This window comes from Heliobacterium chlorum, assembly GCF_014502795.1.
Taxonomy (GTDB): domain Bacteria; phylum Bacillota; class Desulfitobacteriia; order Heliobacteriales; family Heliobacteriaceae; genus Heliobacterium; species Heliobacterium chlorum.
Map to the genome: position 1 here is coordinate 74,882 of NZ_JACVHF010000016.1, position 12,712 is coordinate 87,593.

Below are 12,712 nucleotides of genomic sequence, written 5' to 3' on the forward strand. Positions count from 1 at the left end.
TTCGAGAATTACGAATGATTTTCCTGCCCGTACTTATCGAGGAAGGCCTTTTTGTACTCAACGAACCGGTCCTCCAGGATGGCTTGACGCATGTTGCGCATCAGGTTCAGCAGCACATGGAGGTTGTGGATGGTGAGCAACCGGTACACGAGGATCTCTTCCGCTTTATATAGATGGCGTAAGTAGGCCCGGCTGTAGTTGCGGCAAGTGTAGCAGTCGCATTCCGGGTCGAGGCGCTCAAAATCGCGGGCGTACTCAGCGTTGCGGATGACTACTTTACCATGAGTGGTAAAAGCCAGGCCGTTGCGGGCCACTCGTGTAGGAAGCACACAGTCGAACATGTCCACACCGCGGGCAACCCCCTCGAGCAGGCAATCGGGGCTGCCCACCCCCATCAAGTAGCGAGCCTTGTTTTTCGGCAGTTCGGGCACAGTCACATCGAGCATTTCATACATCAGCGGCTTCGGTTCTCCTACACTCAAGCCGCCGATGCCGTAGCCGGGAAAATCTAGATCGACCAATTGACGGGCACTTTCTCGACGAAGATCGGCATGCATGCCCCCTTGAGTAATCCCGAAGAGCGCCTGATCCTCTCTTGTATGGGCGCCTTGGCAACGCTTCGCCCAGCGGGTCGTCATCTCCAGAGACCGCTTGGCATATTCAAATTCCGCCGGGTAGGGCGGACATTCGTCAAAAGCCATGGCGATATCGGCACCTAGGTCCATCTGGATTTGCATCGATTTTTCAGGCGTGAAAAAATGGGTCGAACCGTCGATATGGCTTTTAAATTGGACACCTTCCTCAGTAATTTTACGCAACGGTCCCAAACTAAAGACCTGATATCCGCCGGAATCGGTCAAGATACCGTGGGGCCAATTCATGAAACGATGGAGGCCTCCCGCCTGCCGCACCAGTTCCGATCCGGGGCGGAGGTACAGATGGTACGTATTGGACAAGATGATACCGGCACCGAGTTCCCGCACTTCTTCCGGGGTCATCGTTTTAACGGTAGCCTGCGTACCGACAGGCATAAAAATCGGTGTTTCAAAAGAGCCATGAGGAGTATGGAGAATTCCCGCCCGGGCTTTCGTTCGGGGGCATTCCTTAATCAATTCATAATGTACAGGGGGCAAAGGTGAGTCATCCCTTTCGTCGATAACATTAGCAAAGTTGTACCAATTTAAAGATTGAAATATTCGTGGTAATTCGGGAGTATATTGGCTTCAATCGCTAGGGGCTCTATGGCTGTTTCTTTGGTTGTTTCGCTTAGAGAATCAGCATAGCGTCGCCAAAGCTAAAGAAGCGATAACCCTCTCGTAAGGCCTCATGGTAGGCGTTCATCACTTTTTCTCGGCTTGCGAATGCAGAGACGAGCATGAGCAAAGTGGATTTGGGTAAGTGAAAATTAGTTATCAATCCGCTCAGGGCTTTGAACTCATAGCCTGGATAGATAAAGATGTCTGTCCAGCCGGAGGAGGCGACGATTTCACCGTTGTTCATCGCAGCCACTGTTTCCAAAGTGCGAGCAGCAGTGGTGCCGACGGCGATGACTCGACGACCTTCCCGGCGAGCCTGTTGGATGATGTGGGCCGATTCCGGGTCTACTTGATAGAACTCGGAATGCATACGGTGTTCTTCGACCTTGTCCACTTGAACAGGACGAAAGGTACCTAAGCCCACATGGAGCAAAATCGAAGTAATGATTATTCCTTTTTCGCGCAGTTCTTCAAGAAGCCGCGGAGTGAAATGTAGACCGGCTGTAGGTGCTGCCGCAGAGCCCCGTTCCTGGTTGTAGACTGTTTGATATCGTTCGGCCGATTCGCGGGGCAACGGTTCCTCTATATAGGGCGGGAGCGGCATCTGACCAACATCGTCGAGGATCTGGTCGAAATCTCCTTGATAGTGAAACCGGATGATGCGTCCACCGAATTCAGTCGTTTCCAAAATTTCAGCCGCTAAGGCACCATCGCCGAAATCGACGATAGTGCCCGGTTTGAGTCGACGACCTGGGCGAACAAGGGTCTCCCAACAATCGTCCCCTTTCGGCGTTAATAGGACCATCTCAACCTGCACATTGCTGCCCCGTTTTATTCCATAAAGACGAGCCGGAATCACTCGCGTTCGGTTGACGACCAGTACGTCTCCCGGTTGCAGATAGTCCCCGATTTGCCAAAACCGGCTGTGGGTAATCGCGCCGCTATTGCGGTTTAAAACCATTAACCGAGAGGCATCACGCGGTTCCATCGGGGTTTGGCCAATGGCCTCTGGCGGTAATTCATAATCAAACAAAGAGACATCCATTTAAATTCCCCAATCTCCTACGATACGGAGCCGGTTATCCCGGCGATCCTGGTTGTAATAATGCTCAATAATATCGTTGTATTTTTTTCCGGCTTTGGCCAAGCCCATGGCTCCCCATTGGCTCATGCCCACACCATGTCCAAAGCCGTAGCCGTCGATGATGAATTCATCGGCCGATGAAGACGAACCGGCTAGGATACTAGTTCCTCCTGAAGAAATGGCTGTGGCCGTCGCTGTTAAGACGGCTAACCCGCTGGATTTTAGCTGGTAGCTGCCCGTCGTCAATACAGTCGTTTTGGTAACTCCCGAACTTCCGTAACTTAAAACTTGAAGGTCAGCGCCAGATGCCCCACTTCCGGATATGGTAAATTTGGTAGATGGAGTGTCTAAAAGCTGACGGACCTTCGCTTTATCGATAGAGATGGTCCCTTTTGTCCCCATAACCTCTAATCGGGTCACTCGTCCAGAGGGACTCATTTCAGCAATGTGTAGACTTTTGACATCTCCGGGATCTTTTCCGGTCAGGGAAAGGGTCTGGTTGGCCAACTGGCGGGCTGTGATAGTCTTACGCCAGTGATAGGCTAATGCTGCAGAGCCTTTCATTTCTTCAGCATATTTATCTTCCGGTGCTAGAACTCCCCGTAAATAGGGGACATCACTATTCCATACATACCGAGCATCTTCCGTTTGTCCCCCGCTGTTGGAGTGAAATACGGCTTCGATGAGTTTTCCGTCGTATGTAACGACCTGCCCTCGTGTCGCATTGACCAGTTGAGTTACCCGGGGCGTTTCTCCGGCAATGCCTTGATAGACTTGGCTGCTTTGGGTAGCTTGCACATCATAATAATAGCCAAAACTATCCCGGCGGTCTCGCTGCTGCAACGCATAGGTTCTTGAGGCAAGTGCCTGCGCTTTAATCGCCTCTTCCGGGGCACCGCTGCCGATTTCCATACCGACGACGCCATAGAGGTAGGATTCCATATCAATGACGTTGATCAAGGCTAAGCTGTTTGTCCCCTGGGAACGCAAGTGATAGACTCGGAGGCTGCCCCGGTATTTTTTGCCGTTTACCTCCAGAATATTCTCGCCGCTGCCAACCGCTTTTAACAGTAAGGGACCGTTAAAACTTTTGGCCAGGGCCTTGTTGTCTTTTGCTAGGTTGATGACGGCGCCCACTGCACTGGCCGTCCATGTCTTCTGACCAGCATCCTCAATAATACCATTTGTTTCTTCATCAAACCACTGATATGTACCGGAAATTACTCGAACATCGGCCGATGTTTGCTGCGCCAGTAACACCCGCAGCAACGGCAATTCTCTCGCCTCGGCCGGTGTCACTATCCCTGACGTGATGATCAGACTGAACAATGCCATAAGAAGCCAGTGAAGCCCCCACCGCTTTGTTTGTGCCATCTCCATTTTGTCTCCTTTTCTAGGTATGACTATGGAGCTTTAATTCGACAATCTGGTGGCACTTTCCTGTCTATGCTATGAAATAGAAAAGAGACTCTCTCTGACGATAGAGATAGTCTCTTTGGATGATAATCGGTTACTCTTGAAGGTACTTTTATTTGCCGTTTTCGTTCAGTTTTTCTGGTAGCACCGAACTGCCGATGTTTGATAAGTTATCTTTGCTTAGTCCTTGAACCGGCTCAGAGGCGGAAACCGGATTGGTCTTATCGAGAGGGTCTTCCGGCTTCGACGCTTCCGGTTTTAAGTCTGAGGAATCCGTTGTTCCTGAAGAAGGCTCCAGCTTTACCGGTTGATCAGCCGACGGCGTCGTTTTACCGATTTCATCTTTATACTTCTCCGCTTTTAAGGAGAGGTTTTCGTCTTTGACCGCTTTTTGTATGATTTCCGTGGGATTTCCCCCGGCCGAGGCGATGGCTTTGGTGATCGACGCTTTTTTCAGATCGTCAGGTTTCACTTTTAGCCCTCGATCTAGCGCCTCTAGATAGATGGCATATTTTCCGACGGATAGCCCCATCTGACCTGCTTGTTCCCGTGATTCCTTGGGAACCCGGACAATGTGTACCTTGTCGGCGGAGAGTTTTTCCTTTTCCATGGCCGCCCGGGCCGAGACTTGCAGCCTCGTTACGAGGGTTTGGTTCCCTACAGGTTCCTTGTTTTGTCCGGTGACAGCGATCACGACAGCATTATCTTTTGCAGAAGCGAGATATCCGAGCTTTACCGCCTCGTCAGTGATCAAGGCCACAGCCTCTTCCACGTGCAATCCCTGGAGTTGCCTTTGAGTCAGCAATTTCTCAGCATCTTGGTTCAGAGAACGGACGGAGATGACTCGATCATTTTCATCCAGGCCGAGTTCTATCGATGGATTGATGTCAATAGTGACAAACTTGACCGGTTCTCCATCCTGAAGCATCTTGTTTTCTGCAGCCACATAGGATGGCAAGGCTTCACTATCAGCGAGTTTCTCAGGGGAGGGATGTAACCCTGTGGTACCTGAGCTAAAGACATTCACCATGAACAGCAATACTGCAGCCACCGCCGGGAATGCCCACTTCCACGGCGTCATGTACCACTGGCTCCCTTGGCGGGAACGGTGACCTCCAGATGAAGCTCTTCCGTTCTCCTTAAGTTGAGGCTTGTTGACCGGTGTTAAAAGAATTTCATCACCGATTTGAGGTGCTGGCGGAGAGATGCGTTCGCGCCGGAACTCCCCGCTGGGGGTAAGGACAATCACGTCATTTCCCTGAATCTCCATTACCACACCGCGTTCGTCCACTTGGCCCTATCCCTCCCAATCTTCTTCAAATTCTATCGCATCGGTCCATAGACAGAGGTTATTCCTTGTCTATGTAACCTTTGAGATGCTCCAGATTCTCCATAAAGATCACGGTCACCGCAATGATGTACTTGCGCTGCCGCTCTAAGGTTTTGCGACTTACATCGACATCCCGTTCCAACTCTTTTAGGGGTAAAGAACCTTTTAGTTTCAAGTATTCCCGGTATTGGGGGTTATCAGCGATCATCTTGGCGACCTGAATCGCCCTACAGCGGGCATCTTCATGTTTCGGCGCCAGATCTACCAGTTCGCTGAAGGAGATGCCATACTCCTGCAACAATCGGTTATAATGGATGATTTCGTCGCGGCGGTCTGTCGATTCGTTTTCGATCTGATAAGCTTCTTTAGCTTGCCGCACCTCCATCCGGTTGGCTGTATCCTCACCGGATTCATCTTCCGAGTCGTATTCAAAAGATGAAAGGGGAATCTCCTTCTGGGACCGCGTCGCTTTACGGAAGTAATCGATCAGCCGCCGACGAATGACCGTTTCGGCAAAAGATAAAAATGAAACACACTTTTCGTTCCGGTAACTTGTGATTGCTTCATCAAACGCAATCAAAGCTATACTCGCTTCGTCGTCACTTCCCAAACGGACGTAACGACCGCTCGTTTGAGAAGTGACCCTCATGATAAAGGGAGTAAATTTTTTAATCAAGGCTTCCCGGGACAATGTATCTCCTTCCTGGGCTCGAACAAGGAGAATCTCTGGCTCTTGGTGCTTTGATGCGGAGACGATGGTGCTTACAAAGGGCCTCAATTCGTCCACCTTCTTTTACTAAATTGTTCGGGTCCAGGATGCAGTTTATAGGGGTAAATACTACCTCCGTCCGAAAAGGTTTAACAACAGTGTCAAGATCAGGCTCAAGAGCAAGCTTGAGGCTAAGGGAAAATAGAAAGAAACATTCCCTTTCTGCCAACTAATATCACCGGGCAGCTTTCCCAAGGAGATGAATTGGCTCAACAACCAGAAGAGGCCGCCAAAAATCAGCAAACCTGCGCCAACCATCATCATCCACTTGCCAAAGGAACCTCCATCGATCACCGCTATTTCCTCCCTTTCGGTCGGTAATACCGATCTTTTTCACTATAGATGCAGCCGCAATATGGCTGCCGGTATAATTCCTGTTGCCGGGCCTGCTGTTGTCCTTCTCGGAATCCAGGGCGAAAATCGTAATAGATAAAAGGAACTCCCGCACGTCGCCCTATTTCTTCCCCTAGGCGCTTTAACGCTTCATGATCCTGATAGGGGCTGATCAGCAGGGTCGTGCTGAAACCGTCCATTCCGAGTTCCCGGGCTTTTTCGGCCGTTTTTTGTAATCGTAGTCGGTAGCAAAGGGGGCAACGGCCCGCCGGGTCTGGAGCTACCTGGCGAAGGAACTCCTCTAGTTCATAGTCCCCTTCTACGATGAGCGGCAGATCGATCGACTGCGCATACCCCTCTAAAGTCTCCTTACGGCGACGAAACTCTGTATAGGGATGAATGTTCGGATTAAAAAAGTATGCCGTCACCTCATGCCCCTCCTGCCGAAGTAGATCGAAGGGATAAATGCCACAAGGGGCACAGCAGGTATGCAGCAGTATTTTCACGCAGGCTCACCTCAGGTGACGAATTTGGATTTACGAGTTGATCTCTTTTTGCTCTTTGTTATATGAACGCATTATTTAGGCTCTTTTTAGACCTCGGATTCACCCTCAAAGAGTAACCCCGCTTGTTCTGAAGCACCTTCTTTCGTCCCTGACGCTGTACGAGGATCGAGCAGGGACATTAAGCCTTGTGGGATCGGTAATCTCATGTGCTCACAAGCGGTCACTGTAGCCATCCTGCCTCGAGGAGTGCGATTTAAAAAGCCTAGCTGCATTAGATAGGGTTCTACCACATCTTCCACCGTATCGACAGACTCACTGATGGCTGCTGCCAGCGTCTCTACACCGACAGGACCGCCGGCAAACCTACAGATTAATGCTTCCAGCATGCGCTGGTCTGTCGTGTCGAGCCCCCGTGGGTCAACTTCTAAGCGGCGCAGCGCTTCTGCTGCCACCTCTTGGTTGATAACTCCATCAGAGAGAACCTGGGCGTAATCGCGAACCCGTTTCAGCAGGCGGTTGGCGATACGAGGCGTACCGCGGGAACGAAGGGCGATTTCCCGGGCTCCTTCCGGTTGAATACCCACGCCGAGGATCGAAGCGGCACGAGTGATAATATATTCTAGCTCATCGGGACGGTAATATTCGAGGCGGTGAATTACGCCGAAACGATCTCGAAGAGGAGAAGTCAGCATACCTGCCCGCGTCGTCGCCCCGACTAAGGTAAAACGAGGCAGATCGATCCGAATGGAACGGGCCGCAGGTCCCTTACCGATGACGATATCAAGACAAAAATCTTCCATCGCTGGGTACAGCACTTCTTCTACCGCCCGGTTTAGGCGGTGGATTTCATCGATAAACAGAACATCCATTGGCTGTAGATTCGTCAAAATCGCAGCCAGATCGCCGGGACGTTCAATGGCTGGTCCCGAAGTGACCCGCAACTGAACCCCCAACTCCTGAGCGATAATCTGAGCTAAGGTTGTTTTTCCCAGACCGGGAGGACCATAGAGGAGCACATGGTCCAAAGGCTCCCGTCGGCCCATAGCCGCTTGAATAAAAACAGTCAGATTTTCCTTGAGCTTTTCTTGGCCGATATATTCCCGCAGCGTTCGCGGTCGCAAACTCCATTCGGCGTCTCCGTCTTCCGTCCGCTTGGCGGCAGTGACAATTCGCTCATCCATTTCGCCCTACCCCCTTACTTCGATGCCAAACTCTTCAAGGCCGCCTTCAACCACATTTCCACGTCAGCCTCCGGTGACACTGAAGGGGCCGCATCGATTAAGGCGTCCCGAGCCTCATTGGAAGAATAGCCTAAGGACTGTAGGGCCGAAAAGGCGTCATCGCGGGCGGTCGTTTTCCATAACCGGGACGGAGGCACCGAGGCAGGAGACTTTTTCTTCGAACGGGATTTAGAAGCTTCCGAAGAATCGGCTGGACTCACCTCAGAAGGTGTTTGTCCCGTTTCCGTCACCGTCGATGTGTCTAGCGTTGCGGTAGCCGCTGTTTCCTCTTCAGCCGTTTCTTGACGCTCAACGGCGACGCGGACGATTCGCAGCCCCTGTTTCAGCAGCTTGTCCCTCAGTTCAATCACGAGCCGCTGAGCCGTTTTTCGTCCAATTCCGGGGATCCGGGTTAATGCCATCACATCTTCTGAGATGATCGCCCGCTGTACATCGGTGGCAGAAAAAGACGAAAGAATCCCCAACCCGACTTTCGGTCCTATACCGCTCACTTCCAGAAGCAGCCGGAAGAACTCCAGCTCGTCTTCACTCAGAAAACCGTATAGTTGGGCTTGATCCTCTCGCAAATGAAAATACGTATGAATGAGTACCTCCTCGCCTTCCCGAGGCAAAGAGCCGAAGAGAGTCGCCGGTACGAATACGCGGTACCCGACGCCGGATACATCAACTAATAGGCAGTCCTCTCCCCGTCCCACGAGGCGGCCACGCAAAAAAGCGATCATCGATAGGCCACCTCCCAAGTCAAACTATGGGCACAGCAGATGGCCACGGCCAGTGCATCAGCCACATCATCGGGCTTGGGCGTATCCTGCAAGGCCAGCAAGCGGCGAACCATTTCCTGAACTTGACTTTTTTCTGCACGACCATAGCCGACCACGGCCTGCTTAACTTGGGCCGGCTTGTATTCATTCACCGGCAACCCAGCCCGGGCCGCCGCCAGCAGAACCGTTCCCCTCGCATGGCCTACGGCGAGAGCTGTCGTCACATTGCGGCTGAAAAAAAGTTCCTCTACGGCGATAAGTTCTGGTTTGTACTCGGCAATAATCGCTTCGAGGTCATTAAATATTGTCAGAAGCCGGGATGCCAGGGGGGTATGGGCTGGGGTGCGTATGGCGCCATAGGCGATCGCCGACAGGCGGTTACCACACATCTCGATCAGACCGTAACCACAAATGGCTGTCCCCGGGTCGATTCCCAGGATGACCAGCTCTGCCACCTCCCTGTGTTATACCCTAAAGGTATTCGACGATGTTCGGAGGATTCCTTTTATTTATGACTGTTAGATTCGTCCATGCCATCCAGATAGAGGGATATGTCATTTTCAAGCTCCGGTGTCAGCCAGCCTGCTTCGGCCATCCGACGGAGCGGTTCCGGCAGACGACTGACTTCTATATTGGTTAGTCGATCAATGCCCCCGTACACCCCCGGAGGACCTACGATGACAGCCACGACACCTTCGGACACACCGAGATGCCGTTTAGCGCTATCATCGGCGCAAAGGCCCGTCACCGACCGTGAAAAAATAATGTTTCCCGGTCGGAGTTCCCATTGCCAACCCTCTTTCTCCGGATATCGCTGCATTAACTCCCGAAAAGGTCGACCAGTCCAATCTTCTGGACGATCGAGATTTTCAATCGTCTTGTGTCCACATAATTGATGAGTCGTTTCAACGGTGATAGCGACACCCGGAGCAATGGGACGATCGAGGTAGTCTTTTCCAAACCGTTCCTTCCAAGAGCTCTGCCCGTTTACAACCATAAAATCATAGGCGAAAACCGTCATATACGTCAAGGTAAAAGTCAGGAAATACAGAGAAATTAAGGCCAAAACGGCGAATCTCCAGGAACCTTTCTCACTTTTTTTATATGTGTGAGTCTCTTGGACAGGGTTCATTAGCAATTCACCTTTTTTCTTCGGTACTCAATAGCAAACTTCAACCAGAATTACATTTACTATTCTTTCCCATTCTCAAAAAGGTGAAACATTCCTTAGATTTTTGATTGAAATAGGTTTATACCTTGACTTTTCCTCAAATTTTTTATATATTCTTATCAAATGGTTGGTGGTTTTAGGCAAGGAGGCCAAAAATTTATGTATGATGCCGTAGATTGCCGAATTCTTCAGCACCTCCAGCGAAATGGACGAGTCACACAAACTGAATTGGCATCGCTTGTCGGCCTCTCGTCGCCGGCAGTGGCCGAACGAATCAAAAAGTTGGAGGAAAAAGGGGTCATTCGGGGTTTTCAAGCCCGGTTAAATCCCCAAGCCCTAGACCTCGGTCTAACAGCATTTGTATCCCTGCGGCTCGATCATCCCAGTTCTTACCAAGCTTTTATCGAACAAGTTGAAAGTTGTCCCTACATAATGGAATGTCATCGCGTAACAGGCGAAGACGGCTTTTTTTTGAAAATTCGAGTAAAAGACACATTAGAGCTTGAAAATGTTTTGACCACCTACATTCTAACCATTCCCGGTGTTAGTCACACCCGTACCTCAATTGCACTGGCCACCCCGAAAGAGGAGAGTATTTTACCTCTTCGCGAAGACGATCAGACAGCCTGATATATCGATTCGAACAAAAAAGGAGCCCCGTAGGGACTCCTTTTTTGCTTTGTACTTTATGGCGATACAAGTTGTACATGTGCACAGTGCGATTTCTTCCAATTAGAGATTAGCCTAGCTGCTCCATTAGTTCATCATCAATATCAAAATTGGCATAGGCGTTTTGCACGTCGTCATGCTCTTCCAAAGCGTCCATCAGCTTGAGCAATTTTATTGCCATATCTTTATCGGTGATTTCCATCGTGTTTTGAGGTACCAGAGTGACTTCAGCAGAGGATATGGGGTACCCGCCATCTTCGATAGCCTGGCGAACTGTGGACAGTTCATCCGGTGCTGTTAGGACTTCCGCCTCATCCCCATCGATAGCTACATCCAATGCACCCGCTTCGAGGGCTGTCAACATAAACTCTTCCTCATCGACGGTTATTCCGCCTGCTTCGAGATCGGTGTTGATACGGATTACACCTTTGGATTCAAAAATCCAGGATACGCAACCGGACTCTCCCAGGTTGCCGCCGCTCTTAGAGAATAGATGTCGAACTTCTCCAGCGGTGCGGTTACGATTATCGGTCATCGCCTCAATCATAATAGCTACACCGCCGGGACCATATCCCTCGTAGACGATCTCTTCATAGTTGGCGCCTTCCGTGCCACCCAAGCCTCGTTGAATCGCCCGTTGAATATTGTCGTTAGGCATGTTCACTTCCTTCGCCTTTTGGATGGCAATCTTCAAGCGAAAATTGTTATTCGGATCGCCCCCGCCCTGGCGAGCGGCAACAATTAATTCACGGCCGACTTTGGTAAAAATCTTACCCTTTTGTGCATCAACTTTGGCTTTTTTGTGCTTAATATTTGCCCATTTAGAATGACCAGACATGTGCTTCCCCCTTATACATTATCCAAATAGGTATTTTAGCATAAGATTAAAGGTTTGTAATTTCTTCTAGAATGATTTTATGGTCTACCAGTGATAGCTCTATAACGCGAGCTTTCACTATTTTTTGTTGCCCGAATATGTTGACCATAGAGACTTGGTTATTTTCAGGGATGAGTTTATCGACCGCCTCTAGAACTAATTCATCATGGCCGTTCCGGCGGATATAGGCATTTGCCTCACACACTTTGTTCAACCTCCCATAGCTCTCGAATCCGCTTCACCAAATGATGGACCTGGTGTGGTAAAGGCTCTGACTTGATACCCACGATTTCTATACGACACCGGTTGAGCGGGATTAGCATCTTCCTCGCCTTCGACTTTGTAACTGCCTCTGCCATGAAAGGTGTCATTTCCCCCAACATGCTATGGGCAGCGACGATGGCAACAGAACCTACGATAATGTCAACATCGGACAAGTTTTGAACCATTGCATTTTCACCGGTAGCGCCGTCATTAGCCCCCGCCTTCATCATCGCCGCTGTGGCCAATGCATTGGTGCCAAAAGCCCAGATTTCAACCTTGTCGTTAAATTCCTGCCGAAGCTTTTCTACAATATGTTTACCAATGCCTCCACCTTGGCCGTCTATTACTGCGATACGCATGAAACGCCCTTTCCATGAGCCGCTTTGCGGCATTTTCATCTTTATTTTAACCGTTCCCCGGTGGTATGAACAACATCGCTATTTTCACTTTTCCTTCATCTGATATTCGCCCCAAAAGAGAATCAAATGACAATTATTTTCCATTTAACATACTATGTAGTATGGGATTGCAAAGGAGGTGAGTTAAATGAGACGTTGCCGTCAAAGGACAGTTCGGGTGATCACTCTGCGCCCGGGCGAGCAGGTGATTATCCGCGCTCGCTGCCGCCGTCGACGCCGCCGAACCTGTACCCCTTGTACATTTCCTCCTACGAGTCCGGTCGTCCCCGAACCAGAAGAAACCGAATGTTAAAATAAAAGCAAAGAACCAATGACATTCTATCATTGGTTCTTTGCTTTCATCCGGCAACGACCTACTCTCCCAGGGGCCAACGCCCCAAGTACCATCGGCGCAGGAGGGCTTAACTTCCGTGTTCGGGATGGGAACGGGTGTGACCCCTCCGCCATTGTCACCAGGTCTTTGGTTGCGGGGACAGGACTCGAACCTGTGACCTTCGGGTTATGAGCCCGACGAGCTACCAACTGCTCCACCCCGCGACATTGGCTCCTCGAGTAGGATTCGAACCTACAACCTACCGGTTAACAGCCGGTTGCTCTACCGTTGAGCTATCGAGGA

General features: G+C 50.4%; 16 protein-coding genes, 2 tRNA genes and 1 rRNA gene. 2 read left to right on the forward strand and 17 right to left on the reverse strand.

Annotation, left to right across the window (positions count from 1 at the left end):
* Positions 1 to 8: 8 nt before the first annotated feature.
* The 11 genes from tgt to H1S01_RS14330 form a co-directional block, all read right to left on the reverse strand.
* A complete protein-coding gene (gene tgt, locus H1S01_RS14280) occupies positions 9 to 1,133 on the reverse strand; it encodes a tRNA guanosine(34) transglycosylase Tgt (RefSeq protein WP_188041101.1) in 1,125 nt (374 codons plus the stop codon).
* Positions 1,134 to 1,266: 133 nt separating this feature from the next.
* Positions 1,267 to 2,301, reverse strand: a complete 1,035-nt coding sequence (gene queA, locus H1S01_RS14285) for a tRNA preQ1(34) S-adenosylmethionine ribosyltransferase-isomerase QueA (protein WP_188041102.1) — start codon at positions 2,299 to 2,301, stop codon at positions 1,267 to 1,269.
* On the reverse strand, positions 2,302 to 3,714 hold the full coding sequence (locus H1S01_RS14290) for a SpoIID/LytB domain-containing protein (RefSeq protein ID WP_188041103.1): 1,413 nt from the start codon (positions 3,712 to 3,714) through the stop codon (positions 2,302 to 2,304).
* 154 nt (positions 3,715 to 3,868) lie between these two features.
* Positions 3,869 to 5,047 carry an anti-sigma-I factor RsgI family protein gene (locus H1S01_RS14295; protein WP_188041104.1) on the reverse strand — a complete coding sequence of 393 codons (1,179 nt, stop codon included), beginning with the start codon at positions 5,045 to 5,047 and terminating at the stop codon, positions 3,869 to 3,871.
* Between the two features lie 58 nt (positions 5,048 to 5,105).
* A complete protein-coding gene (gene sigI, locus H1S01_RS14300) occupies positions 5,106 to 5,864 on the reverse strand; it encodes an RNA polymerase sigma factor SigI (RefSeq protein ID WP_188041105.1) in 759 nt (252 codons plus the stop codon).
* A gap of 60 nt (positions 5,865 to 5,924) precedes the next feature.
* Entirely contained in the window at positions 5,925 to 6,149 is a 225-nt protein-coding gene (locus tag H1S01_RS14305; protein ID WP_341479107.1) for a DUF2905 domain-containing protein, read from the reverse strand.
* Positions 6,150 to 6,151: 2 nt separating this feature from the next.
* The gene (locus tag H1S01_RS14310) at positions 6,152 to 6,694 is read right to left on the reverse strand and encodes an epoxyqueuosine reductase QueH (RefSeq protein WP_188041106.1); all 543 of its coding nucleotides are present in this window, start codon (positions 6,692 to 6,694) and stop codon (positions 6,152 to 6,154) included.
* 86 nt (positions 6,695 to 6,780) lie between these two features.
* The gene (gene ruvB / locus H1S01_RS14315; RefSeq protein ID WP_188041107.1) at positions 6,781 to 7,875 is read right to left on the reverse strand and encodes a Holliday junction branch migration DNA helicase RuvB; all 1,095 of its coding nucleotides are present in this window, start codon (positions 7,873 to 7,875) and stop codon (positions 6,781 to 6,783) included.
* Between the two features lie 14 nt (positions 7,876 to 7,889).
* Positions 7,890 to 8,657, reverse strand: coding sequence for a Holliday junction branch migration protein RuvA (gene ruvA / locus H1S01_RS14320; protein ID WP_188041108.1), 768 nt, complete (start codon positions 8,655 to 8,657; stop codon positions 7,890 to 7,892).
* Positions 8,654 to 9,142 (reverse strand): crossover junction endodeoxyribonuclease RuvC, encoded by a 489-nt coding sequence (gene ruvC, locus H1S01_RS14325; RefSeq protein WP_155476873.1) that lies wholly within the window; start codon positions 9,140 to 9,142, stop codon positions 8,654 to 8,656. Before ruvC ends, ruvA begins: the two co-directional genes overlap by 4 nt.
* Positions 9,143 to 9,201: 59 nt before the next feature.
* Complete coding sequence (locus H1S01_RS14330) at positions 9,202 to 9,762, reverse strand: hypothetical protein (protein ID WP_188041109.1); 561 nt, start codon at positions 9,760 to 9,762, stop codon at positions 9,202 to 9,204.
* 264 nt (positions 9,763 to 10,026) lie between these two features.
* On the opposite strand from H1S01_RS14330, the gene H1S01_RS14335 reads away from it, so the two are divergent.
* Entirely contained in the window at positions 10,027 to 10,497 is a 471-nt protein-coding gene (locus H1S01_RS14335; RefSeq protein ID WP_188041110.1) for an Lrp/AsnC family transcriptional regulator, read from the forward strand.
* A 109-nt stretch (positions 10,498 to 10,606) separates the two neighbouring features.
* Here the strand turns inward: H1S01_RS14335 and H1S01_RS14340 are convergent, their stop codons facing one another.
* Genes H1S01_RS14340 through H1S01_RS14350 form a run of 3 tightly spaced genes read right to left on the reverse strand, consistent with a single transcriptional unit; the run spans position 10,607 to position 12,036 of the window.
* Entirely contained in the window at positions 10,607 to 11,374 is a 768-nt protein-coding gene (locus tag H1S01_RS14340) for a YebC/PmpR family DNA-binding transcriptional regulator (protein ID WP_188041111.1), read from the reverse strand.
* Positions 11,375 to 11,420: 46 nt separating this feature from the next.
* On the reverse strand, positions 11,421 to 11,618 hold the full coding sequence (locus tag H1S01_RS14345; RefSeq protein ID WP_188041112.1) for a CooT family nickel-binding protein: 198 nt from the start codon (positions 11,616 to 11,618) through the stop codon (positions 11,421 to 11,423).
* Complete coding sequence (locus H1S01_RS14350) at positions 11,611 to 12,036, reverse strand: DUF3842 family protein (protein WP_188041113.1); 426 nt, start codon at positions 12,034 to 12,036, stop codon at positions 11,611 to 11,613. Before H1S01_RS14350 ends, H1S01_RS14345 begins: the two co-directional genes overlap by 8 nt.
* A gap of 187 nt (positions 12,037 to 12,223) precedes the next feature.
* Between H1S01_RS14350 and H1S01_RS14355 the strand changes: the two genes are divergently transcribed.
* Positions 12,224 to 12,388, forward strand: a complete 165-nt coding sequence (locus H1S01_RS14355; protein ID WP_188041114.1) for a hypothetical protein — start codon at positions 12,224 to 12,226, stop codon at positions 12,386 to 12,388.
* 48 nt (positions 12,389 to 12,436) lie between these two features.
* Here the strand turns inward: H1S01_RS14355 and rrf are convergent.
* From rrf to H1S01_RS14370, 3 genes are all read right to left on the reverse strand, one after another.
* A 5S ribosomal RNA gene (gene rrf / locus H1S01_RS14360) occupies positions 12,437 to 12,553 on the reverse strand.
* A gap of 4 nt (positions 12,554 to 12,557) precedes the next feature.
* A tRNA-Met gene (locus H1S01_RS14365) sits at positions 12,558 to 12,633 on the reverse strand.
* Positions 12,634 to 12,637: 4 nt separating this feature from the next.
* A tRNA-Asn gene (locus tag H1S01_RS14370) sits at positions 12,638 to 12,712 on the reverse strand.

What these genes read in the sequence shown, in the direction of transcription:
- H1S01_RS14335 (WP_188041110.1), top strand. Translation starts at nt 10,027, where the DNA reads ATGTATGATGCCGTAGATTGCCGAATTCTTCAGCACCTCCAGCGAAAT.
- H1S01_RS14355 (WP_188041114.1), top strand. Translation starts at nt 12,224, where the DNA reads ATGAGACGTTGCCGTCAAAGGACAGTTCGGGTGATCACTCTGCGCCCG.
- H1S01_RS14340 (WP_188041111.1), bottom strand. Translation starts at nt 11,374, where the DNA reads ATGTCTGGTCATTCTAAATGGGCAAATATTAAGCACAAAAAAGCCAAA.
- H1S01_RS14350 (WP_188041113.1), bottom strand. Translation starts at nt 12,036, where the DNA reads ATGCGTATCGCAGTAATAGACGGCCAAGGTGGAGGCATTGGTAAACAT.
- H1S01_RS14290 (WP_188041103.1), bottom strand. Translation starts at nt 3,714, where the DNA reads ATGGCACAAACAAAGCGGTGGGGGCTTCACTGGCTTCTTATGGCATTG.
- ruvB (WP_188041107.1), bottom strand. Translation starts at nt 7,875, where the DNA reads ATGGATGAGCGAATTGTCACTGCCGCCAAGCGGACGGAAGACGGAGAC.
- ruvA (WP_188041108.1), bottom strand. Translation starts at nt 8,657, where the DNA reads ATGATCGCTTTTTTGCGTGGCCGCCTCGTGGGACGGGGAGAGGACTGC.
- queA (WP_188041102.1), bottom strand. Translation starts at nt 2,301, where the DNA reads ATGGATGTCTCTTTGTTTGATTATGAATTACCGCCAGAGGCCATTGGC.